The sequence below is a fragment of the Methyloversatilis sp. MC4-4 genome (genome assembly GCF_049843555.1).
Taxonomy (GTDB): Bacteria; Pseudomonadota; Gammaproteobacteria; order Burkholderiales; family Rhodocyclaceae; genus Methyloversatilis; species Methyloversatilis discipulorum_B.
The window spans coordinates 368,590-392,797 of sequence record NZ_JBBHZK010000001.1 but is presented as its reverse complement, the minus strand read 5'-3'; the positions used below and the strand labels follow the sequence as shown (position 1 = coordinate 392,797).

At 65.8% G+C, this 24,208-nt stretch carries 24 protein-coding genes; 3 read left to right on the top strand and 21 right to left on the bottom strand.

What is annotated here, in order from left to right; all coding sequences use genetic code 11:
* Nucleotides 1-49: 49 nt before the first annotated feature.
* The 7 genes from WDZ97_RS01900 to guaB all read right to left on the bottom strand — a co-directional run bounded on the left by WDZ97_RS01900 (nucleotide 50) and on the right by guaB (nucleotide 8,624).
* On the bottom strand, nucleotides 50-790 hold the full coding sequence (locus WDZ97_RS01900) for a DUF4198 domain-containing protein (RefSeq protein ID WP_425761624.1): 741 nt from the start codon (nucleotides 788-790) through the stop codon (nucleotides 50-52).
* A gap of 14 nt (nucleotides 791-804) precedes the next feature.
* Entirely contained in the window at nucleotides 805-3,225 is a 2,421-nt protein-coding gene (locus tag WDZ97_RS01895) for a TonB-dependent siderophore receptor (RefSeq protein WP_425761623.1), read from the bottom strand.
* Nucleotides 3,226-3,398: 173 nt separating this feature from the next.
* A complete protein-coding gene (locus WDZ97_RS01890) occupies nucleotides 3,399-4,406 on the bottom strand; it encodes a FecR domain-containing protein (RefSeq protein ID WP_425761622.1) in 1,008 nt (335 codons plus the stop codon).
* Entirely contained in the window at nucleotides 4,403-4,915 is a 513-nt protein-coding gene (locus WDZ97_RS01885; protein ID WP_304002576.1) for a sigma-70 family RNA polymerase sigma factor, read from the bottom strand. Before WDZ97_RS01885 ends, WDZ97_RS01890 begins: the two co-directional genes overlap by 4 nt.
* Nucleotides 4,916-5,098: 183 nt before the next feature.
* Nucleotides 5,099-6,703: a glutamine-hydrolyzing GMP synthase gene (guaA, locus tag WDZ97_RS01880; RefSeq protein WP_425761621.1), complete on the bottom strand. Its 1,605-nt coding sequence runs from the start codon at nucleotides 6,701-6,703 to the stop codon at nucleotides 5,099-5,101.
* A gap of 35 nt (nucleotides 6,704-6,738) precedes the next feature.
* A complete protein-coding gene (locus WDZ97_RS01875; protein ID WP_425761620.1) occupies nucleotides 6,739-7,119 on the bottom strand; it encodes a four helix bundle protein in 381 nt (126 codons plus the stop codon).
* Between the two features lie 44 nt (nucleotides 7,120-7,163).
* Nucleotides 7,164-8,624, bottom strand: a complete 1,461-nt coding sequence (guaB, locus tag WDZ97_RS01870) for an IMP dehydrogenase (protein ID WP_304002569.1) — start codon at nucleotides 8,622-8,624, stop codon at nucleotides 7,164-7,166.
* Nucleotides 8,625-8,730: 106 nt separating this feature from the next.
* Between guaB and WDZ97_RS01865 the strand changes: the two genes are divergently transcribed.
* Nucleotides 8,731-9,168 (top strand): DUF4124 domain-containing protein, encoded by a 438-nt coding sequence (locus WDZ97_RS01865; RefSeq protein WP_304002568.1) that lies wholly within the window; start codon nucleotides 8,731-8,733, stop codon nucleotides 9,166-9,168.
* A 9-nt stretch (nucleotides 9,169-9,177) separates the two neighbouring features.
* Here WDZ97_RS01865 and WDZ97_RS01860 read toward each other — a convergent pair whose 3' ends face one another.
* Together WDZ97_RS01860 and WDZ97_RS01855 are read right to left on the bottom strand one after the other, a co-directional pair.
* A complete protein-coding gene (locus WDZ97_RS01860) occupies nucleotides 9,178-9,501 on the bottom strand; it encodes an RnfH family protein (RefSeq protein WP_304002566.1) in 324 nt (107 codons plus the stop codon).
* Complete coding sequence (locus tag WDZ97_RS01855; RefSeq protein WP_304029450.1) at nucleotides 9,501-9,944, bottom strand: type II toxin-antitoxin system RatA family toxin; 444 nt, start codon at nucleotides 9,942-9,944, stop codon at nucleotides 9,501-9,503. Before WDZ97_RS01855 ends, WDZ97_RS01860 begins: the two co-directional genes overlap by 1 nt.
* A gap of 93 nt (nucleotides 9,945-10,037) precedes the next feature.
* Here WDZ97_RS01855 and smpB point away from each other — a divergent pair, with 93 nt between their 5' ends.
* Nucleotides 10,038-10,484: an SsrA-binding protein SmpB gene (gene smpB / locus WDZ97_RS01850; RefSeq protein WP_020165267.1), complete on the top strand. Its 447-nt coding sequence runs from the start codon at nucleotides 10,038-10,040 to the stop codon at nucleotides 10,482-10,484.
* Nucleotides 10,485-10,493: 9 nt separating this feature from the next.
* On the opposite strand, the gene WDZ97_RS01845 is transcribed toward smpB, so the two are convergent.
* Entirely contained in the window at nucleotides 10,494-10,919 is a 426-nt protein-coding gene (locus tag WDZ97_RS01845; protein WP_425761619.1) for a hemerythrin domain-containing protein, read from the bottom strand.
* Nucleotides 10,920-11,081: 162 nt separating this feature from the next.
* Between WDZ97_RS01845 and folK the strand changes: the two genes are divergently transcribed.
* Entirely contained in the window at nucleotides 11,082-11,582 is a 501-nt protein-coding gene (folK, locus tag WDZ97_RS01840) for a 2-amino-4-hydroxy-6-hydroxymethyldihydropteridine diphosphokinase (RefSeq protein WP_425761618.1), read from the top strand.
* Between the two features lie 273 nt (nucleotides 11,583-11,855).
* Here the strand turns inward: folK and WDZ97_RS01835 are convergent, their stop codons facing one another.
* The 11 genes from WDZ97_RS01835 to nuoE all read right to left on the bottom strand — a co-directional run bounded on the left by WDZ97_RS01835 (nucleotide 11,856) and on the right by nuoE (nucleotide 24,200).
* Nucleotides 11,856-12,404: an NUDIX domain-containing protein gene (locus WDZ97_RS01835; RefSeq protein ID WP_304002557.1), complete on the bottom strand. Its 549-nt coding sequence runs from the start codon at nucleotides 12,402-12,404 to the stop codon at nucleotides 11,856-11,858.
* A gap of 7 nt (nucleotides 12,405-12,411) precedes the next feature.
* A complete protein-coding gene (nuoN, locus tag WDZ97_RS01830) occupies nucleotides 12,412-13,893 on the bottom strand; it encodes an NADH-quinone oxidoreductase subunit NuoN (protein ID WP_304002553.1) in 1,482 nt (493 codons plus the stop codon).
* Between the two features lie 12 nt (nucleotides 13,894-13,905).
* The gene (locus WDZ97_RS01825) at nucleotides 13,906-15,384 is read right to left on the bottom strand and encodes an NADH-quinone oxidoreductase subunit M (protein ID WP_425761617.1); all 1,479 of its coding nucleotides are present in this window, start codon (nucleotides 15,382-15,384) and stop codon (nucleotides 13,906-13,908) included.
* A 102-nt stretch (nucleotides 15,385-15,486) separates the two neighbouring features.
* Entirely contained in the window at nucleotides 15,487-17,508 is a 2,022-nt protein-coding gene (nuoL, locus tag WDZ97_RS01820) for an NADH-quinone oxidoreductase subunit L (protein ID WP_425761616.1), read from the bottom strand.
* Nucleotides 17,509-17,513: 5 nt separating this feature from the next.
* Nucleotides 17,514-17,825: an NADH-quinone oxidoreductase subunit NuoK gene (nuoK, locus tag WDZ97_RS01815; RefSeq protein WP_020165274.1), complete on the bottom strand. Its 312-nt coding sequence runs from the start codon at nucleotides 17,823-17,825 to the stop codon at nucleotides 17,514-17,516.
* A gap of 17 nt (nucleotides 17,826-17,842) precedes the next feature.
* Nucleotides 17,843-18,445 carry an NADH-quinone oxidoreductase subunit J gene (locus WDZ97_RS01810; protein ID WP_020165275.1) on the bottom strand — a complete coding sequence of 201 codons (603 nt, stop codon included), beginning with the start codon at nucleotides 18,443-18,445 and terminating at the stop codon, nucleotides 17,843-17,845.
* 57 nt (nucleotides 18,446-18,502) lie between these two features.
* Nucleotides 18,503-18,982 (bottom strand): NADH-quinone oxidoreductase subunit NuoI, encoded by a 480-nt coding sequence (gene nuoI, locus WDZ97_RS01805; protein ID WP_198291215.1) that lies wholly within the window; start codon nucleotides 18,980-18,982, stop codon nucleotides 18,503-18,505.
* 19 nt (nucleotides 18,983-19,001) lie between these two features.
* Nucleotides 19,002-20,069, bottom strand: a complete 1,068-nt coding sequence (nuoH, locus tag WDZ97_RS01800; RefSeq protein ID WP_019917529.1) for an NADH-quinone oxidoreductase subunit NuoH — start codon at nucleotides 20,067-20,069, stop codon at nucleotides 19,002-19,004.
* Nucleotides 20,069-22,393 (bottom strand): NADH-quinone oxidoreductase subunit NuoG, encoded by a 2,325-nt coding sequence (gene nuoG / locus WDZ97_RS01795; protein WP_425761615.1) that lies wholly within the window; start codon nucleotides 22,391-22,393, stop codon nucleotides 20,069-20,071. The genes nuoH and nuoG overlap by 1 nt, the downstream gene beginning before the upstream one ends.
* The gene (gene nuoF / locus WDZ97_RS01790; RefSeq protein WP_020165279.1) at nucleotides 22,387-23,721 is read right to left on the bottom strand and encodes an NADH-quinone oxidoreductase subunit NuoF; all 1,335 of its coding nucleotides are present in this window, start codon (nucleotides 23,719-23,721) and stop codon (nucleotides 22,387-22,389) included. The genes nuoG and nuoF overlap by 7 nt, the downstream gene beginning before the upstream one ends.
* Entirely contained in the window at nucleotides 23,718-24,200 is a 483-nt protein-coding gene (nuoE, locus tag WDZ97_RS01785) for an NADH-quinone oxidoreductase subunit NuoE (RefSeq protein ID WP_020165280.1), read from the bottom strand. Before nuoE ends, nuoF begins: the two co-directional genes overlap by 4 nt.
* Nucleotides 24,201-24,208: the final 8 nt, after the last annotated feature.

Genomic DNA, 24,208 nt, shown 5'->3' with positions numbered 1-24,208 from the left:
TTTTACAGTCTGCCCGCCACCGCGGCCGCTGGCGGACAGACCGTCGCGGTCAGTCGGCGGGCGGCTTCAGCGTGAAACTGAGGGTGGCGAAATGTTCGACCAGATCGACCTTGCCATCGGCATCGCCGCGTACGGCGTGTTCGGTGTACTCGGCGCGGATCACGTTGAGGCCCTGATTGCGCACCGTGACGGTCGCCAGCCCGTCGGCATCAGTCCGCACCGGGGGGCCGTCCGGGTCATTGACCAGGTCCGGCCACACCTCGACACCGGGCAGCGGCCGCCCTTCGTGCAGCACGCGCACCGTCAGCGCGTCTCCGCTGCGCTGCGGAAAGCGCTTCCCGACGGCCACGATCTGGAACGCCATGCCGGCCACCGGCTGCATTTCACCGGCCGGCGCCGCCAGAAGATGCGTGCCGTACTTCAGGTAACGGCCGGTGGTGGTGGCGCCGGGCACCGTGTCCTTCGTCCCCGCCATCCACTTGCCCGAAGGCAGGCGCGACCAGTGGCCGTTGTCCATCGTCGTCGCCAGCACGGCGGCCGCGGCGTCGGCGCTGACGAACACCATGGGCTCGGCCGGCACGGTACGCACCACCGCCGGACGACCGGCCGCGTCGAAGGCCTGCAGCGCCGTGATGCGGTCACGGCGGCTGAACACCTCGATGTCCTCGGCGCCTTCGCCGTAGACCAGCGCCAGCCGGCTGGCACGCTGGGCGAACCAGATGCCGTGTGCCCAGCCGGGCGTTGCCATCGTCAGCAGCAGCAGCGCCGCCATCATGCGGAATGCGTTCATCGCGCTCCCCCCGCTCAGAAATCGACGGTGGCCGACAGCAGCAGCATGCGCGGCGCACCCTGCACCAGGCTGCCGTACTGCGACACGCCGGCCCAGTAGTTGCGATCGAAGGCATTGCGCAACTGGGCGCGGAAGACGGTTGCGCGGCCGGCCACCGTGGTGCGGTAGCGCGCGCCGACATCGACGGTGGTCCAGTCCGGCACGCGCAGCGTGTTGGCGCGATCGACGTACTGGCTGCCGGTGTGGACCACGTTGCCGGTCAGCGTCACGCCGGGCAGGAAGGTGGTATCCCACTCGACGCCGAGGTTGGCCATGAAGGACGGCACGCCGACCGCGGTCCGGCCCAGCGTCGCAGCAGAATTGGTCTGCGTCAGATCGGCGTCGAGCAGCGTCACGCCGCCGAGCACACGCAGGCCGGGCGCGGCTTCGCCGGACAGCGCCAGTTCGACGCCGCGGTTGCGCTGTTCGCCATCGACCGCGAACACGGTGCCGGTCAGCTGGCCGCTCGGCTTGGTGATCTGGAAGGCGCTCAACGTGGCGATGACGCCGCCGATCTCGGCCTTCACGCCCACTTCGTTCTGCCGCGCCTTGTACGGTGCGAACACCTCGCCCGCGTTGCTGGCGGACGGCGGCGCGATGTCGCCGCGGCTCAGACCCTGGATGTGGTTGGCGTACAGCGCCACACTCTGCCAGGGCTTGACGACGATGCCGACCAGCGGCGTCAGCGCACTTTCGTCGTAGGCCGTCGTCAGCGCGCCGTTCAACGGGTTGAAGTTGTCGGTTTCCACCCGCTGGCGGCGCACGCCCAGCGTGAGCTGCAGGCGCTCGTCGTACATAGACAGCGTGTCGGACAGCGCGAAACCGCTCAGTTCGGTGTCCGACACGCGCGGCACGTCGCCCGCCAGCTGCACGTCCTGCGCCGGGCTGTCGAAGGGCGCGTACAGATTGGACAGCACCGCGGTGCCGTTGGCCGAAATGCGGCCGAGGCGGTCACGATAGGTACTGACCTGCGCGCTCACCACATGACGCACCGGCCCGGTTCCGAAGCGCGCGCGCAGGCCGGCTTCGGCGGTGCTGCGATCGACGTCGAAACGGAAGCGCTGCGGCACCGTGCTCGTATCGCCGGCCGCATTCAGTACGGTCGGATTGCCGAACAGGCGATCGACCCGCGTGCGTCCGCCACCGACGCCGGCAAACAGCGTGAGCTGCTCGCTCGCCGCGTACTCGACACGGGCCAGCACCGACTGGTCCTCGGTTTCGAAACGCTCCCAGCGCTGCGACACGTTGCGCCGTCCGTCGGGCGCTGACGGCACCGCTACGCCGGCGCCGAGGAAAGGACGGCGCGACGGCGCGTCGATGTCTTCCCGCTGATCGACGATGTCCAGCGTGGCGCGCAGTCTGTCGCCGCTGTAGTCGAGCGCCAGCGCGCCGACGGTCGCTGCGCGAGACTGCTTGTCGATGCCGGTGTCACCGTCATGCACGCTGCCGTTGAAACGGATGCCGAGGCGACGATCCGGCCCGAAGCGCCGGCTCAGGTCGAGGTGGCCGCCGTACTGCGCATTCGGCGACGCGCTCGCGGTAAAGCGGGTCAGATCGTCGGCGCCGGCGCGCTTGGGCACGATATTGATGGTGCCGCCCACGCTGCTGGCCGGCGACATGCCGTAGAGCAGCGCGGTCGGCCCCTTGATCACCTCGATACGCTCGGCGTAGTCGACCCGCACGCGGTAGTTCGGCGCCACGCCATGCACGCCGTCGAAGGCGATCTCGCCCGAATTCTGGTCGCCGATCGGAAAGCCGCGGATGAAGAAGGTGTCGAGGATGTCACCCGGATGGCCGGAAATGCGAATCGACGGGTCGTTGCCGACGACGTCGGCCACGCTGACCGCCTGCCTGTCCTCGATCATGCCGACGCTGTAGCTGCTGACGCTGAATGGCGCGTCCATCACGTCGGCGTTGCCCAGCATGCCGAGGCGTCCGCCGCGCGCCATCTGGCCGCCGGCCTGCAGGGCCGGCAGCGGATGGAGGGATTCGGCCTCGGCGCGCACGCGCACCGCGTCCAGCACCGGCACTTCGCCGCCGGCCGACGACGGACGTGCGGTGCCCCTGCGCACGGCGTAGCCGCCCCCGCGCGCGACAGCCTCGAAACCGGTATCGACCAGCAGCGCCTGCAGTGCGCCCTCGATGGTGTAGTCACCCTCCAGCCCGCGCGAACGTACGCCGGCCAGCTGCGCCGCCTCGTAGGACACATTGACGCCGGCAATGCGCGCGTAGCGGTCGAGCGTCGTGGCGAGCGGACCGGCGGGCAGACTGAAATGCAGTACGCCGGCTGCCGTCGGCGCGGCAGCCTCCTGTGCGCGCGCGCACTGCGGCAGCGCGGCCGCCGTCAGGGTCAGGCCCAGCAGGGCGATGCGCAACGCGGCGGCGAGTGTCTTCAACGGGGGAGGCGCGCACGCCGGCGACGCGGAAGCGGAAGCGGAAAGAGGAGCATTCATGACGGTGTTCGAGTCCGGTTGAAAGAAGCGCCACCCAAACGGGCGCCTTCACTGCAAAGGCCGGACGAGACCGCGCATCCCCTCACTTCAGTCGAAAATTTCCTGCGCGGCCGTGTTCAGCCTGCCCGGTCCGGCTCGACGATGACCCAGTAGCGGGTGCGGTAGCGCACGACCACCGGCTGCACTTGCGCCAGGAAGCGCAGCGCACGGTCGGTGTCGCGCACATGGAATACGCCGGACACGCGCCAGTCCACGATCTGCGGATCGCAGACGATGCGGCCGCTGCGATAGCGCGACAGTTCGGCCAGCAGGTCGGCCAGCCGCATGTCGCGGCCGGTGATGACGCCGTCCGTCCACGCATCGTCATCCGCATCCGCCATGACCGGCGGCGAGGTGCCTGCCGGGCCGAGCGCGCTGCGCTCGCCGCTGTGGATCACGACGGGCGCGCCGCCGTCGGCCGGATGCACCTCGACCGCGCCCTCCTGCACGCTCACCCGCGCCCCGGAGCGCTCCAGCCGCACGACGAAACGGGTGCCCAGCGCGCGCAACGAGCCAAAGGGCGTACTGACCCAGAACGGGCGCTTCGCGGAAGCGCCTGCATCGTCGCCGGTGGTGATCATGATTTCGCCACGGTGCAGCACCAGCACACGGCGTTCAGTGGAGAAATCGGCGCTGATCGCGCTGTCCGTGTTCAGCATGACGACGCTGCCGTCGGCCAGACGCAGCGTGCGCTGTTCGCCAACCGTGGTGCTCGCGTCGGCCAGCAGACGCTGCCACGGCGTGGTCTCGCGCACCACCCATCCGCTCGCCAGCGCCACGCCGGAAAGCGACAGCACGCGCAAGGTGCGCCGCCGGCCGGCGGCAGCATGACGGCGCCCAACCTCGGCCGCCTGCAGCACGTCCTGCGCCAGTCGCGCCGGCAGGCTGGAGAAGCCGCTGCGCAGCGTCACCACCCTGCCCCACGCCTGCGCGTGGCGCGGGTCGGCGTCGAGCCAGCACGCGAAGGCCTGCTTTGCCGCCGGCGTCGCGGCGTTGTAGTCCAGCCGCACCGACCACGCGATCGCGGCGTCGACGATGTCGTCCGGCAGACGCTCGCTGGCCGCGGCAGACAGTCCGTCGCTCATGATTCGAAACGCAGCGCGTAGCAGTGACGCAGCGCGCGGGCGACGTAGCGCTCGGCGGTGGCCAGCGACACACCGAGCCGGCTGGCGATCTGCGGGCAGCTCAGGCCTTCGAGCTGCGCCCACAGGAAGGCCGTGCGCACCTGAGGTTTCAGGCTGTCGAGCATGCGGTCGATCTCGATCAGCGCCTCCAGCACCAGCGCGCGATTTTCGGGCGACGGCGCTTCGGCTTCCGGCAGCACCGCCAGCGTATCGAGCCAGGCGCGTTCGAGCGCGCGCCGGCGCCAATGGTCAATCACCAGGCCGCGCGCGATGGTCGACAGATAGGCGCGCGGCTCATGGGCACGCACCGGCTGCTGCCGCGTCAGCACGCGGATGAACACGTCCTGCGCAATATCCGCCGCCTCCATTGCGTCGCCCAGCTTGCGGCGCAGCCAGCCCTGCAGCCAGCCGTGATGACCCCGGTAGAGATCCTCCGCCTCTCGCTGCAGCTCACATTCGACAGTCCGCACTGCGCACTCCCCTCGCGCCCGGTCCGCGGCTGCAGACAGGCATAAATGCAATTGATAATTGTTCGCATTGTAGAGAGGGAGGGCGCGGGCGGCAATCGGCGACAGAGAACGGCGACCGGAAAAGAAAAACCCCGGAGCAGGTCCGGGGTTATCTGTCGCTTCACGCGCCCGCAGGGCGGTGCATCACTCCCATTCGATCGTCGCCGGCGGCTTGCCCGAGATGTCGTACACCACCCGGTTGATGCCCCGCACCTCGTTGATGATGCGGTTGCTGACGCGGCCGAGCAGGCTGTGCGGCAGTTCGGCCCAGTGGGCGGTCATGAAGTCCTGGGTCTGCACCGCGCGCAGCGCGACGACCCATTCGTAGGTTCGACCGTCGCCCATCACGCCGACCGACTTCACCGGCAGGAAGACGGCAAAGGCCTGGCTGGTGAGGTCGTACCAGCTCTTGCCGGTCTGCGGGTCGATGGTGGCGCGCAGTTCCTCGATGAAGATGGCGTCGGCGCGGCGCAGCAGGTCGGCGTACTCGGCGTGGATCTCGCCGAGGATGCGCACCCCCAGACCCGGCCCCGGGAAGGGGTGGCGGTACACCATGTCGCGCGGCAGGCCGAGCGCCACACCCAGTTCGCGCACCTCGTCCTTGAACAGTTCGCGCAGCGGTTCCAGCAGCTTGAGGCCCAGCTGTTCCGGCAGGCCGCCCACATTGTGGTGGCTCTTGATCGTGGTGGCCTTCTTGCTCTTGGCGCCGCCGGATTCGATCACGTCCGGGTAGATGGTGCCCTGGGCGAGGAAGGTGGCGCCCTTGTGGCCACCGTCGCCCGCCTTCAGCTTGGCCGCTTCCGCCTTGAACACCTCGACGAACTCGCGGCCGATGATCTTGCGCTTGGCTTCCGGGTCGGACACGCCCTTCAGGTGGCCGAGGAACTGGTCGGCCGCGTCGACATGGATCACCCGCGCGTGCAGGCGGCCGGCGAACATGTCCATCACCATCTGGCCCTCGTTCAGGCGCAGCAGGCCGTGATCGACGAACACGCAGGTGAGCTGGTCACCGATGGCGCGGTGGATCAGCGCCGCCGCCACCGACGAATCGACGCCACCGGACAGGCCGAGAATGACCTCTTCGTCACCGACCTGTTCGCGGATGCGCTCGACCGCTTCGGCGATGTAGTCGCCCATGATCCAGTCGCCCTGGCAGCCGCACACGTCGAGCACGAAGCGGCGCAGCAGGTCGGCGCCGCGCGCGGTATGGGTGACTTCCGGGTGGAACTGCACGCCGTAGAAACGGCGCGCCTCGTCCGCCATGCCGGCGATCGGACAGCTGTCGGTCGACGCCATCACGACGAAGCCCGGCGGCAGTTCGGTCACCTTGTCACCATGACTCATCCACACCTTGAGCATGCCGTGGCCCTGCTCGGTGCGGAAATCCTCGATGCCGTCGAGCAGCTTCGTATGGCCGCGGGCGCGCACTTCGGCATACCCGAACTCACGCACCGTGCCCGCCTCCACCTTGCCGCCCAGCTGCTGCGCCATCGTCTGCATGCCGTAGCAGATGCCCAGCACCGGCACGCCCAGATCGAACACCGCCTGCGGCGCACGGTCGGTCGATTCCTCGTAGGCCGACATGTGGCTGCCGGACAGGATGACGCCCTGCGCGCCAAAGCCGCGCACGAAATCGTCGCTCACGTCGCACGGATGGATTTCGCAATACACGTGCGCCTCGCGCACGCGGCGCGCGATGAGCTGGGTGACCTGGGAGCCGAAATCGAGGATGAGGATCTTGTTGTGCATGGGGTATTCAGGAATCAGGGGACAGGGGCTGGGGACTAGGGGGAGTCCGCGAGGCGCGACGAGAGGGAGGCTTGCAAACCTCTGATCATCCGGCCGAGTTCATCGGCGTCCTTCAGCGTGACGTTCATTCGTTGCGCATCCACGTAATCAAGGCGACGCGAAAGAAGGAGCTGGGTTTCGATCTCGGCAAAAGAGCCGGCAGCGATCGACAGAAAACGCAGGACATCACGCGTGGAGCTTCTTGCATGGCCTTCTGCGATATTCGAGGGGACCGAAACGGCGGCACGTCGCAACTGGCTCACCAGCGCGAAGCGCTCGCCTTTGGGGAAACTCCGGCTCAGGGAATAGACAGCAAGGGCAAGATCCATTGCTCGTTGCCAGACCAGCAAATCGAGATAGCTGCGCACCTCGCTCATCCAGCCCCGGCCCCTCCAGCCCCTGGCCCCTGTTCCCCAGCCCCTCAATCAACGTGATAGTTCGGCGCTTCCTTGGTGATCTGCACGTCGTGCACATGCGACTCGCGGATGCCGGCCGAGGTGATCTCGACGAACTGCGCCTTCGAGCGCATTTCGTCCACCGTGGCGCAGCCGCAGTAGCCCATCGATGCGCGCAGGCCGCCCATCAGTTGGGTGATCACGTTCACCACCGGGCCCTTGTAGGGCACGCGGCCTTCGACGCCTTCCGGCACCAGCTTGTCGGCGTTGGACGCCGGGTCCTGGAAGTAGCGGTCGGCGGCGCCCTGCTGCATCGCGCCGAGCGAGCCCATGCCGCGGTAGGACTTGTAGGAACGGCCCTGGAACAGTTCGATCTCGCCCGGGGCCTCTTCGGTACCGGCCAGCAGACCGCCCAGCATGACGGCGTTGGCGCCGGCGGCGACTGCCTTGGCGATGTCGCCGGAGTAGCGGATGCCGCCGTCGGCGATCATCGGCACGTCGGTCGAGGCGAGTGCGGTGGCGACGTTGTCGATGGCGGTGATCTGCGGCACGCCGACACCGGCGACGATGCGGGTGGTGCAGATCGAACCGGGACCGATGCCCACCTTGACGCCGTCGGCGCCGGCATCGACCAGCGCGCGCGCAGCGTCGGCGGTGGCGATGTTGCCGCCGATCACGTCGATGTGCGGGAAGGTGCGCTTGACCCAGCTCACGCGGTCGAGCACGCCCTGAGAATGGCCGTGCGCAGTGTCGACGACGATGACGTCAACGCCTGCTTCGGCCAGCGCTGCGGCGCGGTCTTCGGTGCCTTCGCCGACACCGATCGCAGCGCCGACACGCAGTCGGCCGTGCGCGTCCTTGGCGGCGAGCGGGTGTTCGGTCGACTTCAGCATGTCCTTGACCGTGATCAGCCCGCGCAGCGTATCGTTCTCGCCCAGCACCAGCACGCGTTCGAGGCGGTTCTTGTGCATCAGCGAACGCGCTTCGTCGAGCGACGCGCCTTCGCGCACGAACACGACGCGCTCGCGCGGCGTCATGATGCGCGAGACCGGCTGGTCGAGATTGGTTTCAAAACGCAGGTCGCGGTTGGTCACGATGCCGACCACGCGCTCGCCATCGAGCACCGGGAAACCGGAAATGCGATGGCTGCGTGTCAACCCGTGCAGCTCGCGAACCGTCATATCGGGAGAGATGGTGATCGGGTCCTTCAGGACGCCGGCCTCGAAACGCTTCACCTTGGCCACTTCGGCGGCCTGCTGCTTGGCGGTGAGGTTCTTGTGGATGATCGCGAGGCCGCCTTCCTGGGCCAGCGCGATGGCCAGCCGGGCTTCGCTGACGGTGTCCATTGCGGCGGACAGCAGCGGAAGATTGACGCGGATGTTGCGGGAGATACGGGTACTGAGACTGACGTCGCGCGGCAGCACATTGGAGTGCGCCGGCACGAGGAGCACGTCGTCGAAGGTCAGCGCCTTCTGGATAACACGCATGACTACTTTCCCAACTAGCAAAAACGTATTATACGCCGGTCGACGCAGCCGTCTGCACCCGGCCCTGAAAGCCGCGCCAGAAGGCGCTCAATCGAGGAGTTGTGAAGTGCTCGTCCGTATCGCCGCAGCCGTGCTGCTCAGTGTTCCGCTCGCCTGCGCCGCCCAGGTCTACCAGTACAAGGACGCCCAGGGACGCACCGTTTTTTCCGACACCCCGCCGCCGGGCGCCAACGCGACGAAGAAGAACATCAATCCGCCGCCGCCGTCCGGCGACAGTTCGGGTTCGGTGCAGGAGAAGCTGCAGGAGTTCCAGAAACGCCGCGACGAACGGCTGGAATCGGAAGCCAAACAGGCCAAGGAACAGGCCGAGAAAGACCGGATGGCCGAGAACTGCACCCGGGCGCGCAGCAAGCTCGCGGCGCTGCAGTCGGGCCAGCGCATCGTGCGCTTCAACACCCAGGGCGAACGCGAATTCCTCGACGACGCCGGGCGGGCGAAGGAAATGGAAGAAGCGCAGAAGTCGGTGTCGGAGTGGTGCAAGTAAGGACGCGGATCAGGCCGCCGGTTCGGCCTCACCGCCGCCCTTCTTGAGCACCTTGCCCTCGGCGGCGCGCTGTCGCCGCACTTCCTTCGGGTCCGCGATCAACGCGCGGTAGATTTCCACGCGGTCGCGATCGCGCAGCACCTGGTCGGCCTTGACCAGCTTGGAAAATACACCGAGCTTGTTCTTCGCCAGATCGATGTCCGGATACTTCTGCAGCAGCCCGGACGCCTCGACCGCCTGCTGTGCGGTGGCGCCTGCGGCCAGTTCCATCGTCACGATGTCCTGTCGCTCGGGCAGCGCGTAGGCAACCTGCACGTGAATCTTGTCGCTCATCACTGCGTTCCCTGTCCGTACTGGCGATCGGCCTGCTTCACGAAGGCGTCGACAAAGGTGTTGGCGATATGGCTGAACACCGGTCCGACCACCTTCTCGATCAGCCGGCTCGAAAACTCGTAATGCAGGTTGAACTCGACCTTGCAGGCGGCCTCGCCCAGCGGCGTGAACAGCCAGGTGCCGTCCAGCCGGTTGAAAGGTCCTTCGACCAGACGGATGGTCATGCTGCGCGGGAACACCTTGTCGTTGGCGGTGACGAAGTGAGCCTTGACGCCGTGGTAGTTGATGTCGATGCGCGCGCGCGTCAGCACGTCGGTGCGCTCGATCAGCTGGCTGCCGCCACACCAGGGCAGGAACTGCGGATAGTGTTCCACGTCATCGACGAGGCGGAACATCTGTTCGGCACTGCGCTCGATGAGCACGGTTTTTCGGACTTCAGCCATGTCATCAGAAGGTAAAATCGCGATTCTATCCGCGGCAGCGCCCCCTACGCAGCCCCGATTTCATTTCAGCACGCCCCTCACCGGTTTCACTTCATGAGCATTGCCGACAACAAGAAGGCCTTTCACGACTACTTCATCGAGGAACGCTTCGAAGCGGGCCTCGTGCTCGAAGGTTGGGAGGTAAAGGCGATCCGCGCCGGCCGCACGCAGCTGAAGGAAGCCTACGTGGTGCTCAAGGGCGAAGAGGTGTACGTGATCGGCATGCACGTGTCGCCACTGCCGACCGCCTCCACCCACATCAAGCCCGACCCGACGCGCAGCCGCAAGCTGCTGCTGCACGCCAACGAGATCAGCAAGCTGATCGGTCTGGTCGAGCGCGCCGGCTACACGCTGGTGCCGCTGAACCTGCACTACACCCGTGGCCGCATCAAGCTGGAGATCGGTCTGGCCAAGGGCAAGAAGCAGTTCGACAAGCGCGAGACCGAGAAGAAGCGCGACTGGGAGCGCGAGAAGGCGCGCCTGATGCGCGACCGCGTCTGAGCGGAACGATCAGGCTTCCGCCAGTTCCGGCAGCGTGGTCTGGGCGTCGTAGCCGGTGCGGGCGATGTGCTCGGCCAGCACGGTGTCCATGGTCGAGGCGTGGTGCTCGAACCACACCGGCAGTTCGCGCACCAGCGTGCGCACGATGCCCGCGTCGCCGGCCGCGGCCAGGCGTCTGACCTCGCGCAGCACCTCGAGAACGCGCTCGTGTTCGCCGCGATGGCAGTGCAGCGGCGGAAAGTCCGACGCCTCCATCCACACGTCCTCCTGCGCGAAATGCGCTTCGGTGTGTGTCACCAGTTCATCGAGTACCGGCAGCGCAGCGGGGGCCGTCGCATCGTCAAGACGGGCCAGCAGTTGCATGAATTCGCGGTGGATGTCGTCCATCGGCGCCAGGCCGAGTACGTGTTCCTGCTTCAGTTCGAGTGCGGACATGGCGGCTCCTTTCGTGGATGGCGCGCACTGTGCCCGCCGGGCGGACGGTGCACCTTGATCCAGATTAGGTTTGCGCCGTGTCGCGGCCGCCACAATGGCGCCGCGGCGCGGAGGCGCCGGGGCCGGCGGTGCTAAAGTGCGGCCAGATCACGAGAACACGACATGAGCCAAGAAGCCCCCACCCACATCGCCCACATCGGGCTCGGCGCCAACCTGGCAGATCCGGAAAAGCAGGTACGCGCAGCGCTCGACGAACTGGCCGCTGCGCCGGGCATCGTGCTCGAACGGAAATCGTCGCTCTACCGCACGGCGCCGATCGGCTACGACAACCAGCCCGATTTCATCAACGCCGTTGCGCGCGTACGCACGACGCTGGAACCGCAGGCCCTGCTCGACGCCCTGCTCGACATCGAGCGCACGCACGGCCGCGTGCGCGAATTCCTGAACGCGCCGCGTACGCTGGATCTCGATGTGCTGCTGTACGAGGACCGCGTGATCAACACCGACACGCTGAACGTGCCGCACCCACGCGCGCACCTGCGCGCCTTCGTGCTGCTGCCGCTGCTGGAGGTGTCGCCGGACGTAGTGATTCCGGGCATCGGACCGGCGAACGCCTGGCTCGCCCACTGTCAGGACCAGCCCATCCAGCGCGTCGCCGAGTAAGTCGGACGCCGCCGTCGATGGTGCCCCTGTCGGACCGCCGCAGTCGCGGCCAAGGCCGCTCCCACAGGGAGAGGCGCCCGAGCCGCGGCCGGAGTCCGAGCGACGGTTCTGTGGGAGGGGTCTTCTGACCCCGACAACGGCCTGTGCCAAAGCCAGCGGACTGCGGCGCCCGCTCCAACGGTGCAATCTCGATCATTCGTGCTGCCGCGATTGACTGCCGCCCGGCGGGCCGACGGATCAGCGACTCAGATGCAGGGACTCAGATGCAGGGACTCAGAAGCCTTGGGCGAACACGCGCTGCGCCCAGATCAGGGCGGCCAGCGTCTTGGCGTCGGTCAGTTCGCCACGCCAGACCGCCGACATTGCGGCTTCCAACGACAGCGCGGTGACTTCGAGGAACTCACCTTCGTCGAGCGAAGCGCCGACGTGGCGCAGGCCGCGGGCGAGGAAGATTTCGATGCGTTCGTCAGAATAGCCGATGCAGGGGTGCATCGTGCCCAGGTGTTCCCAGCTGTCGGCCTCGTGGCCGGTTTCCTCGCGCAGTTCGCGGATGGCCGTCTGTTCGATCGGCTCGCCCGGATCGATCTTGCCAGCCGGAAATTCGAGGAAGACGCGCCGCGGGCCGTAGCGGAACTGACGCTCGAACACCATGCGCCCGTCCGGCAGGATGGCGATGATGACGACGGCGCCCGGATGCTTGATGTACTCGCGGATCGCCTGCTTGCCGTCCGGCAGGCGGACCTGATCCTGATAGACCTTGAGCAGGACACCGTCGTAGACCTGACGGCTGTCCAGCGTGCTTTCGGTCAGGTCCTCCGCCATCCGTCGCTTACTTCAGCGCCTGGCCGAGGGCCGACGCACACAATGCGAGCAGCGACTGCGGCATCAGGCCGATCAGCGCGATCGCCAGCGCATTGACCGACAGCAGCGCGCGCATTTCGGTCGAGGCGACCAGCGGGCTGTTGTCGAGCGGCTCGTCGAAGTACATCAGCTTGACGACGCGCAGGTAGAAGAAGGCGCCGATCAGCGACAGCAGCACGGCGAACACCGCCGTGTAGATGTAGCCGGCCGCGACGACCGCCTGCAACACGGCAAGCTTGGCAAAGAAGCCGATGAAGAACGGAATGCCGGCCATCGAGAACATGACCATCATCAGCACCGCGGCGAACCACGGACTGCGACGGTTCAGGCCCTTCAGGTCGTCCAGCGTCTCCGCTTCGACGCCAGCGCGCGTCAGCACCAGCAGCGTGCCGAAGGCGGCCGAGCTCATCAGCACGTAGGCGATGGTGTAGAACATCGCGCTTCCGAAAGCGTAGGACAGATGGATGTCACCCGAGGCACGCAGTTCGATCACGCCGCTGACCAGGCCGAGCAGCATGAAGCCCATGTGCGAAATGGTCGAGTAGGCCAGCATGCGCTTGACATTGGTCTGCGCGATGGCGACCACGTTGCCGAGCGCGATCGACAGGATGGCGAGCAGCATCAGCATCTGCTGCCACTCCACCGCCAGCGTCGGCAGGCCGTCGACCAGCAGGCGGATCGCCATCGCGAAACCGGCCAGTTTGGGCGCCGAGCCGATCAGCAGCGTGATCGCGGTCGGCGCGCCGTGATAGACGTCGGGAATCCACATGTGGAAAGGCACGACGCCGATCTTGAAGGCCAGGCCGGCGACCAGGAAGACCAGGCCGAAGCGCAGCACCTCCATATTGGTGGCGGGGTCGGACAGCTTGCGGGCGATGGCGGAAATTTCCAGCGTGCCGGTCGCACCATAGATCATCGACATGCCGTACAGCAGCAGGCCGGAAGCCAGCGCACCGAGCACGAAGTACTTCATCGCCGCTTCGGTCGACCGCGCCGATTCGCGGTCCAGCGCGACCAGCGCGTAGATCGCCAGCGACAGCAGTTCCAGGCCCAGGTAGAGCGTCAGGAAGTGGTTGGCCGAAATCATCACCTGCATGCCCAGCGTCGCAAACAGCACCAGCAGGTAGTACTCGCCACGCTCCAGGCCGCGTGCCATCAGGTAATCGCGGCTGTAGACGACGACAGCGAACACGGTGATGTAGAGGCAGCTCTTCAGCACGTCGGCGAGACGGTCATCGACGAACATGCCGCTGAAGGTGAGCGTGGTGTCCGGCCCGGCAGTGCCGACCTGGATGGCGAAGGCGCCGGCCAGCGTCGCCAGCGTCAGCACATAAGGCAACCAGCCCTGGCGTTCGGACTTGAAGAGGTCTGCGAGCAGCACGACGCAGGCCATCACCAGCACGAAGATTTCGGCCGATGCGGGGAAGAAGTCAGGCAGAGGGAAGTTCATTCTTTTGGTCCGTCAGAGCTTGCCGGCTGCGACATGGTCGAGCAGCTGGTTCACGGTCGCATGCATGATTTCGGTCACCGGCTGCGGCCAGATGCCCATGGCCAGCGTGCAGACGGCCAGCACGCCGAGGATGAGCATTTCGCGCGCATTGATGTCGCGCAGTTCGGCGACATGGCTGTTGGCGACGTCGCCGAACACCACGCGCTTGTACATCCACAAGGTGTAGGCCGCGCCGAGGATCAGCGTGGTGGCGGCGGCGAAACCGGTCCAGAAATTGAACTGGATGGCGCCGAGCACGACCATGAATTCGCCGATGAAACCGGAGGTCGCCGGCAGGCCGGCGTTGGCCATCGCGAACAGCAGGAACAGCGCGGCGAACTTCGGCATCGTATTCACGACGCCGCCGTAGTCGGCGATGTTGCGGGTGTGCATGCGGTCGTACAGCACGCCGATGCAGAGGAACATCGCGGCCGACACGAAGCCGTGCGAAATCATCTGCACCAGGGCGCCTTCGATACCCAGCGGATTGAAGATGAAGAAGCCCAGCGTGACGAAGCCCATGTGCGAGATCGACGAATAGGCGACCAGCTTCTTCATGTCGGTCTGCGCCAGCGCGACCAGGCCGATGTAGATGACCGCGATCAGCGACAGGCCGATCACCACCGGCGCGAAGTGCTGGGCAGCATCCGGCACGATGGGCAGCGAGAAGCGCAGGAAGCCGTAGGCGCCGAGCTTCAGGCCGATTGCCGCCAGCACGGCCGAACCGCCGGTCGGCGCCTCGACGTGGGCGTCCGGCAGCCAGGTGTGCACCGGCCACATCGGCACCTTCACCGCGAAGCTGGCGAAGAAGGCCCAGAAGATCAGCGACTGCGCGGTCATCGCCAGCGGCTCACGGTGCCAGTCGAGGATGGCGAAGCTGCCGCTCTTGTGGAACAGGTAGAGCAGCGCGACCAGCATCAGCAGCGAACCGAGCAGCGTGTAGAGGAAGAACTTGAAGGCCGCATAGACGCGGTTCTTGCCGCCCCACACACCGATGACCAGATACAGCGGGATCAGCGACGCTTCGAAGAACACGTAGAACAGGATGCCGTCGAGCGCCGAGAAGATGCCGTTCAGCAGGCCCGACATGATCAGGAAGGCGGCGAAGTACTGCGAGGGCTTGTATTCGATCACCGTCCAGCCGGCCATCACCACCAGTACGGTGATGAAGCTGTTCAGGATGACGAAGGGCATCGAGATGCCATCGACGCCGAGGTGGTAGTTGATGTTGTAGTCGCGCACCCAGGGCATCAGCTCGACGAACTGCATGCCGGCACTGGCGGTATCGAAGCCGGTGTAGAGCGGAATCGTGACCAGGAAGCCGAAGATGGCCGTGACCAGCGCGATCAGTTTCGAGAAGGCCACATTGCGGCCGTCGCCACTGGCGAGCACGAGCAGACCACCGGCAATCGGCAGCCATACGGCAAGACTGAGAAGGGGAATATCGGTCATTTCTTTGTTTGTTCAGCCGACACGTTCACCGGTCAGGGCAACCGCGTCTGGCACTCCCTCTGAATTCACGCCACGGGCGGCACCCTCACCGCCCGCACCACATCACTTGAAGCCCAGTCTCCACAGCAGCAGGAGACAGACACCGATCACCATTGCAAACGCGTAGCGGTAGATGTACCCGGTCTGTATGCCGCGGGCGAGGCGCGCAAACGCGCCGACAGCCGAGGCGGAACCGTTGATCAGCACACCGTCGATGATCGTGCGGTCGCCCGCGGCCCACAGGCCGCGACCCAGCAGACGGGCGCCACCGGCGAAGACGATCTCGTTGAAGCGGTCGAAGTAGTACTTGTTCTCGAGCACTACATTGATCGGGCGGAAGATCGGCGCGATACGGCCCGGCAGCGAGGGCATCGCGATGTACATCACCCAGGCCAGCACGACGCCACCCAGCGCGAGCCAGAACGGCAGCGCGGTGAAACCGTGCATCGCCATGCCGGCCGCCGAGTGGAAGTGCTCGCCAACCTTGGCCAGCACGTCGTGCTCCGGCAGCACGGTCACGACGCCGTCGAACCAGTCGCCGAACAGCATGGGCTGCACGGTGAAGTAGCCGATGAACACCGACGGGATGGCCAGCAGTGCCAGCGGCACCCACACCACCCACGGCGACTCGTGCGGCTTCTCGCCCGGGGCGAGGCCATGGTGCTCGTCGTGATGGTCATCATCGTGATGATCGTCGCCGTGCGCATGGTGATTGTCGTGCGCCTTGCCGAAGTTCTCCGGACCGTGGAACACGCGGAAATACATGCGGAAGGAGTAGAAGGCGGTGATGAACACACCGGCAACCACGCAGAAGTAGGCGTAGCCGGCACCCGGGATCGTCGAGAAATGCACCGCCTCGATGATCGAGTCCTTCGAGTAGAAGCCGGACAGGAAAGGCACACCGATCAGCGCCAGCGAACCGAGCAGCGAGGTGAACCAGGTGATGGGCATGTACTTCCACAGGCCGCCCATGTTGCGCATGTCCTGGTCGTGGTGCATGCCCATGATGACCGAGCCGGCACCCAGGAAGAGCAGCGCCTTGAAGAAGGCGTGGGTCATCAGGTGGAACACCGCGGCCGAGTAGGCCGACACGCCCAGCGCCACCGTCATGTAGCCGAGCTGCGACAGCGTCGAGTAGGCAACCACGCGCTTGATGTCGTTCTGGATGATGCCGAGGAAGCCCATGAACAGCGCGGTCGTCGCGCCGATCACCAGCACGAAGGACAGCGCGGTTTCCGACAGTTCGAACAGCGGCGACATGCGGGTGACCATGAAGATGCCAGCCGTCACCATCGTCGCCGCGTGGATCAGCGCCGAAATCGGGGTCGGGCCTTCCATCGAGTCGGGCAGCCAAACGTGCAGCGGCACCTGGGCCGACTTGCCCATTGCGCCGATGAACAGGCCGATACACACCGCGGTCAGCAGCGGCCAGTCGGTGCCGGCGACGGTCATGGTGACCAGCTCTTCGCGCTTGGCGAACACCTCGGCGTAATTGAGCGTGCCGGCGTAGGCGGCGATCAGGCCGATACCGAGCAGGAAGCCGAAGTCACCGACGCGGTTGACCAGGAAGGCCTTCAGGTTGGCGTACACCGCGGTCGGGCGCTTGAACCAGAAGCCGATCAGCAGATAGGACACCAGACCCACCGCTTCCCAGCCGAAGAACAGCTGCACGAAGTTGTTGCTCATGACGAGCATCAGCATCGAGAAGGTGAACAGCGAAATGTAGGAGAAGAAGCGGTTGTAGCCCGGATCCTCGGCCATGTAACCGATGGTGTAGAGGTGCACCATCAGCGACACCGAGGTGACCACCAGCATCATCATCACGGTCAGCTTGTCGATCTGGAAACCGATTTCCATCGTCAGATCGCCACTGGTTGCCCAGGTGTAGAGCGCACCATTGAAGCTGTTGCCGGCCTGCACGTCCTGGAAGATGACCCAGGACGCGACCAGTGCCACGGCGACGCCGAGGATGGTCACGCTGTGCGCGACCCAGCGCGGAATGACGCGGCAGAACAGGCCGGCGATGATGGCGCCGAACAGCGGCGCGAGCGGGACGAGCAGATAGAGCTTTTGCATCGATGTCATGTCGCTCAACCTTTCAGGCTGTCCAGATCATCGACGTGGATGGTGTTCAGGTTGCGGAACAGCACCACGAGGATGGCCAGCCCGATCGCGGATTCCGCGGCGGCTACGGTAAGGATGAAGAAAACGAAGATCTGGCCGGACGGGTCGCCGAGGTAGTGCGAGAAGGCGACGAAATTCATGTTCACCGCCAGCAGCATCAGTTCGATCGCCATCAGCAGCACGATGAGGTTCTTCCGGTTCAGGAAGATGCCGACCACGCTGATCGCGAACAGCACGGCGCCCAGCATCAGGAAATAGGAAAGGGGCAAGGAGGTCATGTCGTGCGCTTCTTTTCTCAGTCTTTCTCGGCCGGCATCGACACCAGGCGCACGCGGTCTTCACGGCGCACCGCGATCTGCTTGGCCGGTTCCTGGAACTTGGTGTCCTTGCGCTTGCGCATGGTCAGCGCGATGGCCGCGATGATGGCGACCAGCAGGATGACCGAGGCCAGTTCGAACGGATACACGTACTCGGTGTAGATCAGGCGCCCCAGTTCCTTGGTGTTGCTGTAGCCAGCGGCGGCGGCCTCGGGCGCCGGCATGCGGTCAGCCGAGAAGTACTTGGCGCCCAGCACGGCGAACATCTCGGCCAGCATCAGGCCGGCGACGATGAGGCCCGGCACCAGATTGGCCCAGAAGCCCTCGCGCATCCGCTCGATGTTGATGTCCAGCATCATCACGACGAAGAGGAAGAGCACCATCACCGCGCCGACATAGACCAGCACCAGCGCGATCGCGAGGAACTCGGCCTGCAGCAGCATCCAGATGCCACCGGCGGTGAAGAAGGACAGCACCAAGTAGAGCGCCGCGTGCACCGGATTGCGCGCAGTGATGACGCGCAGCGACGCGGCCACCAGGATGGCGCTGAGAAAGAAGAAAACTGCGGTCTGGAAATCCATCATCGGTTCGTTCTTGTCCGTTCCCTTGAGCCCTGCCCGCTCGCGCGGGCCCGGCCATCAGCGGTACTTCGAGTCCGCTTCCCTGTCCTTGGCGATCTGCGTTTCATAGCGGTCGCCGACGGCCAGCAGCATCTGCTTGGTGTAGTACAGGTCACCGCGCTTTTCACCGTGGTACTCGAGCACACGCGTCTCGACGATGGCATCGACCGGACAGGCTTCCTCGCAGAAACCGCAGAAGATGCACTTGGTCAGATCGATGTCGTAACGCGTGGTACGGCGGGTACCGTCGTCACGCTGATCCGACTCGATGGTGATGGCCATCGCCGGGCACACCGCCTCGCACAGCTTGCAGGCGATGCAGCGTTCCTCGCCGTTCGGATAGCGGCGCAGCGCGTGCAGGCCGCGGAAACGCGGCGACTGCGGCGTCTTCTCTTCTGGAAACTGGAGGGTGATCTTGCGCGCGAACAGGTGACGGCCGGTCAGCGCCATGCCCTTCACCAGTTCGGTCAGCATCAGCCCGCCGAACAAATCTCTCATCGAACCCATAACGCGTCCCTTACTTCCAGATCGACAGCGGAGACATCATCCAGCCGCCGATGAACACGAGCCACACGATGGTGACCGGGATGAAAACCTTCCAGCCCAGACGCATGATCTGGTCATAGCGGTAGCGCGGGAAAGTCGCGCGCAGCCACAGGAAGAAGAACAGGCAGAAAGCGCTCTTCGCTGCCAGCCAGTGGAAACCGTCCGGCAGGAAACCGACCGGCGACAGCCAGCCGCCGAGGAACATGATCGAGGTCAGCGTCGCGATCAGGATCATGTTCGCGTATTCGGCCAGGAAGAACAGCGCGAACGCCATGCCCGAATACTCGATCATGTGACCGGCGACGATTTCCGATTCGCCTTCCACCACGTCGAACGGCGAGCGGTTGGTTTCGGCCACGCCGGCGATGAAGTAGACGATGAACATCGGGAACAGCGGCAGCCAGTTCCACGACAGCACGCCCAGGCCCATGTTGGCGAACATGCCCTCGCCCTGCCCGCGCACGATGTCCGACAGGTTCAGGCTCTGCGACACCATCAGCACGGTCACCAGCGCGAAGCCCATGGCGATTTCGTAGGCGACGATCTGCGCCGCCGAACGCAGGCTGCCGAGGAAGGCGTACTTCGAGTTCGACGCCCAGCCGGCGATGATGACGCCGTACACACCCATCGACGTGATGGCCATGATGTAGAGCAGGCCGGCGTTGATGTCGGCCAGCACCAGACCGTCGTTGAACGGGATGACCGCCCAGGCGGCCAGCGACGGCGCCAGCGCCAGCACCGGTGCGAGCACGAACAGCGTCTTGCTCGACGCCGACGGCAGCACGATTTCCTTGAACAGCAGCTTGAGGCCGTCGGCGATCGGCTGCGCCAGACCGCCCAGTGCCTTGATGCCGAAGAAGGTGACGCGGTTCGGACCGTTGCGCACCTGCATCCAGCCGATGATCTTGCGCTCGGCCAGCGTCAGGTAGGCGACACAGCCCATCAGCGGCAGGATGATCGCGAAGATCTTGACCAGGGTCCAGACCGGCACCCAGGCGGCGCCGAGCAGGTCCTGCACGGGTTGCAGCAGCGCGTCCATTACAGGGCCTCCACGTTCAGGATGCCGGACAGCGTGCCCAGCGGCGCAGTCTGCGGCCAGCCGGCCGACACGCGCACGCAGCCCGCAGGCACCGTGTCGTCCAGCGCAAGATCAAGTTCGCTCGACCAGGCCGAACCGCGCACGCGAACACGCTTCGCCTCGGTCAGGCCGGACGCCGCGGCGGTCGCTGCATTCATGCGGGCGGTCGGCGCGGCGGAATCGCGCGCGGCAGCCAGTGCCGGCGCCCGGCGTACCACAGCGTCGTTGCGATAGATCGGGAAGTCGGCGATGCGCTGCAGGCCGCTCATCGCGGACGGACGCGCGAACGACACGTCGCTCGCGGTGTTGTCCAGCTTGTACTCGGGCAGCCAGCCATTCGCACCGGCCAGCGCTTCGTCGCGCACCGCTTCCGACGAATCGAACTTGAAGCCGCCCAGCTCGAGCAGGCTGCCGAGCACGCGCAGCACCTTCCACGCCGGACGGGTTTCACCCTTCGGACGCACGACCGCGTGGAAGCTCTGGATGCGGCCTTCGACACTGACGAAGGTGCCGGAGGTTTCGGTGAAGGGCGACACCGGCAGCAGGCAGTCGGCGTAGTCCAGACCGGTCTTGAACGGCGACATGACGATGACCGTGTCGGCGCCCTTCAGCGCTTCGACCGCCATCGGCGCGTTGGCCGCGTCGAGTTCCGGTTCGGTGTGCAGCAGCACGTAGGCGCGCAGGCCACCGAGCAGCATCTGCTGCGCGTTCAGACCGGATTGCGCACCGACGGCGGCAGCGCCGACGCTGTTCGCGGCTTCGCCCAGATAACCCAGCGTGGCGCCGGTCAGCCGCGACAGTTCCTGTGCCAGCGCATGCAGGCCGGCAGCGTCCGGATGCTGCTGGACGACGGAACCGAGGAAGACGGCGCGCGCACCGTCGTCACACAGGCTCTGCGCGATGCGGCGGGCCGCATCCGAAACCTCGGCCGACTCGGCACCCACCGGCACCGCGACGCCGCGGATTTCGGCAGCGGCCTTCACCAGCGCGGCCAGTTCGCCGGCCAGTGCCGACGGCGCGACGGTGACGCGGGCGAAGGTGGTCATCAGCCAGTCTTCGTTGCTGACGCCGAGCGCACTGACGCGGGTGCCGCGACGGGCCGCCTGACGCAGGCGCTGCGCCATCAGCGGGTGATCCTTGCGCAGGAAGCTGCCGACGACCAGCGCCGCATCGAGCTTCGATACGTCGGCCACCTTCATGCCCAGCCAGGGGATGCCGGCGAGCTTGCCGTCGAGGCCGAAATCGGACTGGCGCAGGCGGTGATCGATGCTGCCGCCACCGAGGCCGCGCATCAGCTGCGCGCCCAGATACAGCTCTTCGGTCGTCGAGTACGGGGCGGCCAGCATGCCGATCTTCGCGGCGCCGTGTTCGTCGGCGACGCGCTTCAGGCTGTTGGCAGCGTATTCGAGCGCGGTCTGCCAATCGACCTCGATCCACTTGCCGTCCTGCTTGATCATCGGCGTGGTCAGGCGATCGTCGCTGTTCAGCGCTTCGTAGGAGAAGCGGTCACGGTCGGAAATCCAGCACTCGTTGACCTCTTCGTTCTCCAGCGGCAGTACGCGCTTCACTTCGTCGTGCTTGACCTGGACGACGAGGTTGGTACCCAGGCTGTCGTGCGGACTTACCGTCTTGCGGCGCGACAGTTCCCAGGTACGGGCCGAATAGCGGAACGGCTTGGAGGTGAGCGCACCGACCGGGCACAGGTCGATCATGTTGCCCGACAGCTCGGAATCGACGGTGTGACCGACAAAGGTCATGATTTCCGAATGCTCGCCGCGGTTGGCCATGCCCAGTTCCATGACGCCGGCGATTTCCTGGCCGAAGCGCACGCAGCGGGTGCAGTGGATGCAGCGGGTCATGTCGGTCGAAATCAGCGGACCGAGATTCTTGTTCATCACCACCCGCTTCTCTTCCTGATAGCGGGAGGCCGACGCGCCGTAACCGACGGCGAGATCCTGCAGCTGGCACTCGCCGCCCTGATCGCAGATCGGGCAGTCCAGCGGGTGATTGATCAGCAGGAACTCCATCACGCCCTTCTGCGCGGTGATGGCCTGGTCGGAATGCGTCTGAACCTTCATGCCGTTGGTGACCGGCGTGGCACACGCGGGCAGCGGCTTCGGCGCGCGCTCGACCTGCACCAGACACATGCGGCAGTTGGCGGCGATGGACAGTTTCTTGTGATAGCAGAAGTGCGGAATGTGCAGGCCCAGACGGTTGGCCGCATCCATCACGGTGCTGCCGTCCGGCACTTCCAGCTTCTGGCCGTCGATCTCGATCTCTAGCATGCTGCGTGTTCCACGTAAATGCGGCTGCCTTCGCGCTGCACGTCCACCGGGACGAGGCAGTGCTTGTGCTCGACGTGATACTCAAATTCGGACCGGAAGTGCTTGATGAAGCTCTTCACCGGGAAAGCGGCGGCGTCGCCCAGCGCGCAGATGGTGCGGCCGGCGATGTTGCTGGCGACGTTGTCCAGCGTGTCGAGGTCGTCCGGGCGGCCCTGGCCGTGCTCGATGCGATGCACCATGCGGTACAGCCAGCCGGTGCCTTCGCGGCAAGGCGTGCACTGGCCGCAGGATTCCTCGTGATAGAAGTAGGACAGACGCTCCAGCGACTTCACCATGCAGGTGGTTTCGTCCATCACGATGACCGCGCCCGAGCCCAGCATGGAGCCGGCCTTGGAGATGGAGTCATAGTCCATCGTGCAGTCCATCATGATGTCGGCCGGCAGCACCGGTGCCGACGAGCCGCCGGGAATGACCGCCTTCAGCTTGCGGCCGCCGCGCATGCCGCCGCACATTTCGAGCAGCGCCGCGAACGGCGTGCCGAGCGGAATTTCATAGACGCCCGGGCGATTGACGTGGCCGGACACCGAGAAGATCTTGGTGCCGCCGTTGTTCGGCTTGCCCAGCGCCTGGAACGCCTCGCCGCCGTTGTTGATGATCCACGGAATGGCCGCAAAGGTTTCCGTGTTGTTGATCGTGGTCGGCTTGCCGTAAAGGCCGTGACTGGCGGGGAAAGGCGGCTTGAAGCGCGGCTGCCCCTTCTTGCCTTCGATCGATTCGAGCAGCGCAGTTTCTTCGCCGCAGATGTAGGCGCCCCAGCCATGGTGCGCGAACAGATCGAAATCGAAGCCCTTGCCCAGGATGTTCTTGCCGATGAAGCCGGCGGCACGGGCTTCGGCCAGCGCCTCCTCGAAGCGCTGGTACAGCGAGAACACCTCGCCGTGGATGTAGTTGTAGCCGCGGGTGCAGCCCATCACGAAGCCGGCGATGGCCATGCCCTCGATGACCAGATGCGGGTTGTAGCGCAGCAGGTCGCGGTCCTTGAAGGTACCCGGTTCGCCTTCGTCCGAGTTGCAGACGACGTACTTGTCCATCGGGAACTGGCGCGGCATGAAGCTCCACTTCAGGCCGGTCGGGAAACCTGCGCCGCCACGGCCGCGCAGGTCGGATTTCTTCACCTCGGCGATGATCTGGTCCGCCGTCATGCCGGATTCGAGAATCTTGCGCAGCGCCGAATAGCCGCCGCGCTTGATGTAGTGCTCGATGCCCCAGGTGTTGTCGCCGTCCAGGCCGGCGAGCAGGATGGCTTGCGGGTTCTCGGGGGCGTTCATTTCAGCTCGTCCAGCAGTGCGTCGATCTTCTCGCGGCTCATCCAGCTGCACAGACGCGTGTTGTTCACGATGATGGCCGGCGCGTCGCCGCACACACCCATGCACTCGCCCTCCTTCAGCGTGAAGCGGCCGTCGGCGGTGGTTTCGTTGAAACCGATGCCGAGCTTCTCCTTCACGTACTCGGCCGCCTGCTCGCCGCCGGACAGCGCACAGGGCAGGTTCGTGCAGACGGTGATCTTCCAGCGACCGACCGGCTTCACGTCGTACATGTTGTAGAAGGTGGCCACTTCCATCGCCGCCATCGGCGGGATGTTCAGATGCAGGGCCACGGCCTCGATCGCTTCGGGCGACAGCCAGCCGTTCTGTTCCTGCGCAATGCGCAGGCCGGCCATCACGGCGGAGATCGCCTGGCCTTCGGGGTACTTCGCGACTTCGCGGTCAATCGCCGCGCGCGAAGCGTCACTCAGCGCAAAACTCATTCTGTCCA

Bases quoted from the DNA above. Each gene is read 5' to 3' on its own strand.
- nuoG (WP_425761615.1), bottom strand. From the start codon at position 22,393: ATGCTAGAGATCGAGATCGACGGCCAGAAGCTGGAAGTGCCGGACGGC.
- WDZ97_RS01900 (WP_425761624.1), bottom strand. From the start codon at position 790: ATGAACGCATTCCGCATGATGGCGGCGCTGCTGCTGCTGACGATGGCA.
- WDZ97_RS01875 (WP_425761620.1), bottom strand. From the start codon at position 7,119: ATGAGCGAGGTGCGCAGCTATCTCGATTTGCTGGTCTGGCAACGAGCA.
- nuoE (WP_020165280.1), bottom strand. From the start codon at position 24,200: ATGAGTTTTGCGCTGAGTGACGCTTCGCGCGCGGCGATTGACCGCGAA.
- WDZ97_RS01835 (WP_304002557.1), bottom strand. From the start codon at position 12,404: ATGGCGGAGGACCTGACCGAAAGCACGCTGGACAGCCGTCAGGTCTAC.
- smpB (WP_020165267.1), top strand. From the start codon at position 10,038: ATGAGCATTGCCGACAACAAGAAGGCCTTTCACGACTACTTCATCGAG.
- guaB (WP_304002569.1), bottom strand. From the start codon at position 8,624: ATGCGTGTTATCCAGAAGGCGCTGACCTTCGACGACGTGCTCCTCGTG.
- WDZ97_RS01855 (WP_304029450.1), bottom strand. From the start codon at position 9,944: ATGGCTGAAGTCCGAAAAACCGTGCTCATCGAGCGCAGTGCCGAACAG.
- WDZ97_RS01845 (WP_425761619.1), bottom strand. From the start codon at position 10,919: ATGTCCGCACTCGAACTGAAGCAGGAACACGTACTCGGCCTGGCGCCG.
- WDZ97_RS01825 (WP_425761617.1), bottom strand. From the start codon at position 15,384: ATGACCGATATTCCCCTTCTCAGTCTTGCCGTATGGCTGCCGATTGCC.
- nuoH (WP_019917529.1), bottom strand. From the start codon at position 20,069: ATGGACGCGCTGCTGCAACCCGTGCAGGACCTGCTCGGCGCCGCCTGG.
- nuoL (WP_425761616.1), bottom strand. From the start codon at position 17,508: ATGACATCGATGCAAAAGCTCTATCTGCTCGTCCCGCTCGCGCCGCTG.
- nuoK (WP_020165274.1), bottom strand. From the start codon at position 17,825: ATGACCTCCTTGCCCCTTTCCTATTTCCTGATGCTGGGCGCCGTGCTG.
- WDZ97_RS01890 (WP_425761622.1), bottom strand. From the start codon at position 4,406: ATGAGCGACGGACTGTCTGCCGCGGCCAGCGAGCGTCTGCCGGACGAC.
- WDZ97_RS01860 (WP_304002566.1), bottom strand. From the start codon at position 9,501: ATGAGCGACAAGATTCACGTGCAGGTTGCCTACGCGCTGCCCGAGCGA.
- nuoF (WP_020165279.1), bottom strand. From the start codon at position 23,721: ATGAACGCCCCCGAGAACCCGCAAGCCATCCTGCTCGCCGGCCTGGAC.
- nuoN (WP_304002553.1), bottom strand. From the start codon at position 13,893: ATGAACTTCCCTCTGCCTGACTTCTTCCCCGCATCGGCCGAAATCTTC.
- guaA (WP_425761621.1), bottom strand. From the start codon at position 6,703: ATGCACAACAAGATCCTCATCCTCGATTTCGGCTCCCAGGTCACCCAG.
- nuoI (WP_198291215.1), bottom strand. From the start codon at position 18,982: ATGAGAGATTTGTTCGGCGGGCTGATGCTGACCGAACTGGTGAAGGGC.
- folK (WP_425761618.1), top strand. From the start codon at position 11,082: ATGAGCCAAGAAGCCCCCACCCACATCGCCCACATCGGGCTCGGCGCC.
- WDZ97_RS01810 (WP_020165275.1), bottom strand. From the start codon at position 18,445: ATGGATTTCCAGACCGCAGTTTTCTTCTTTCTCAGCGCCATCCTGGTG.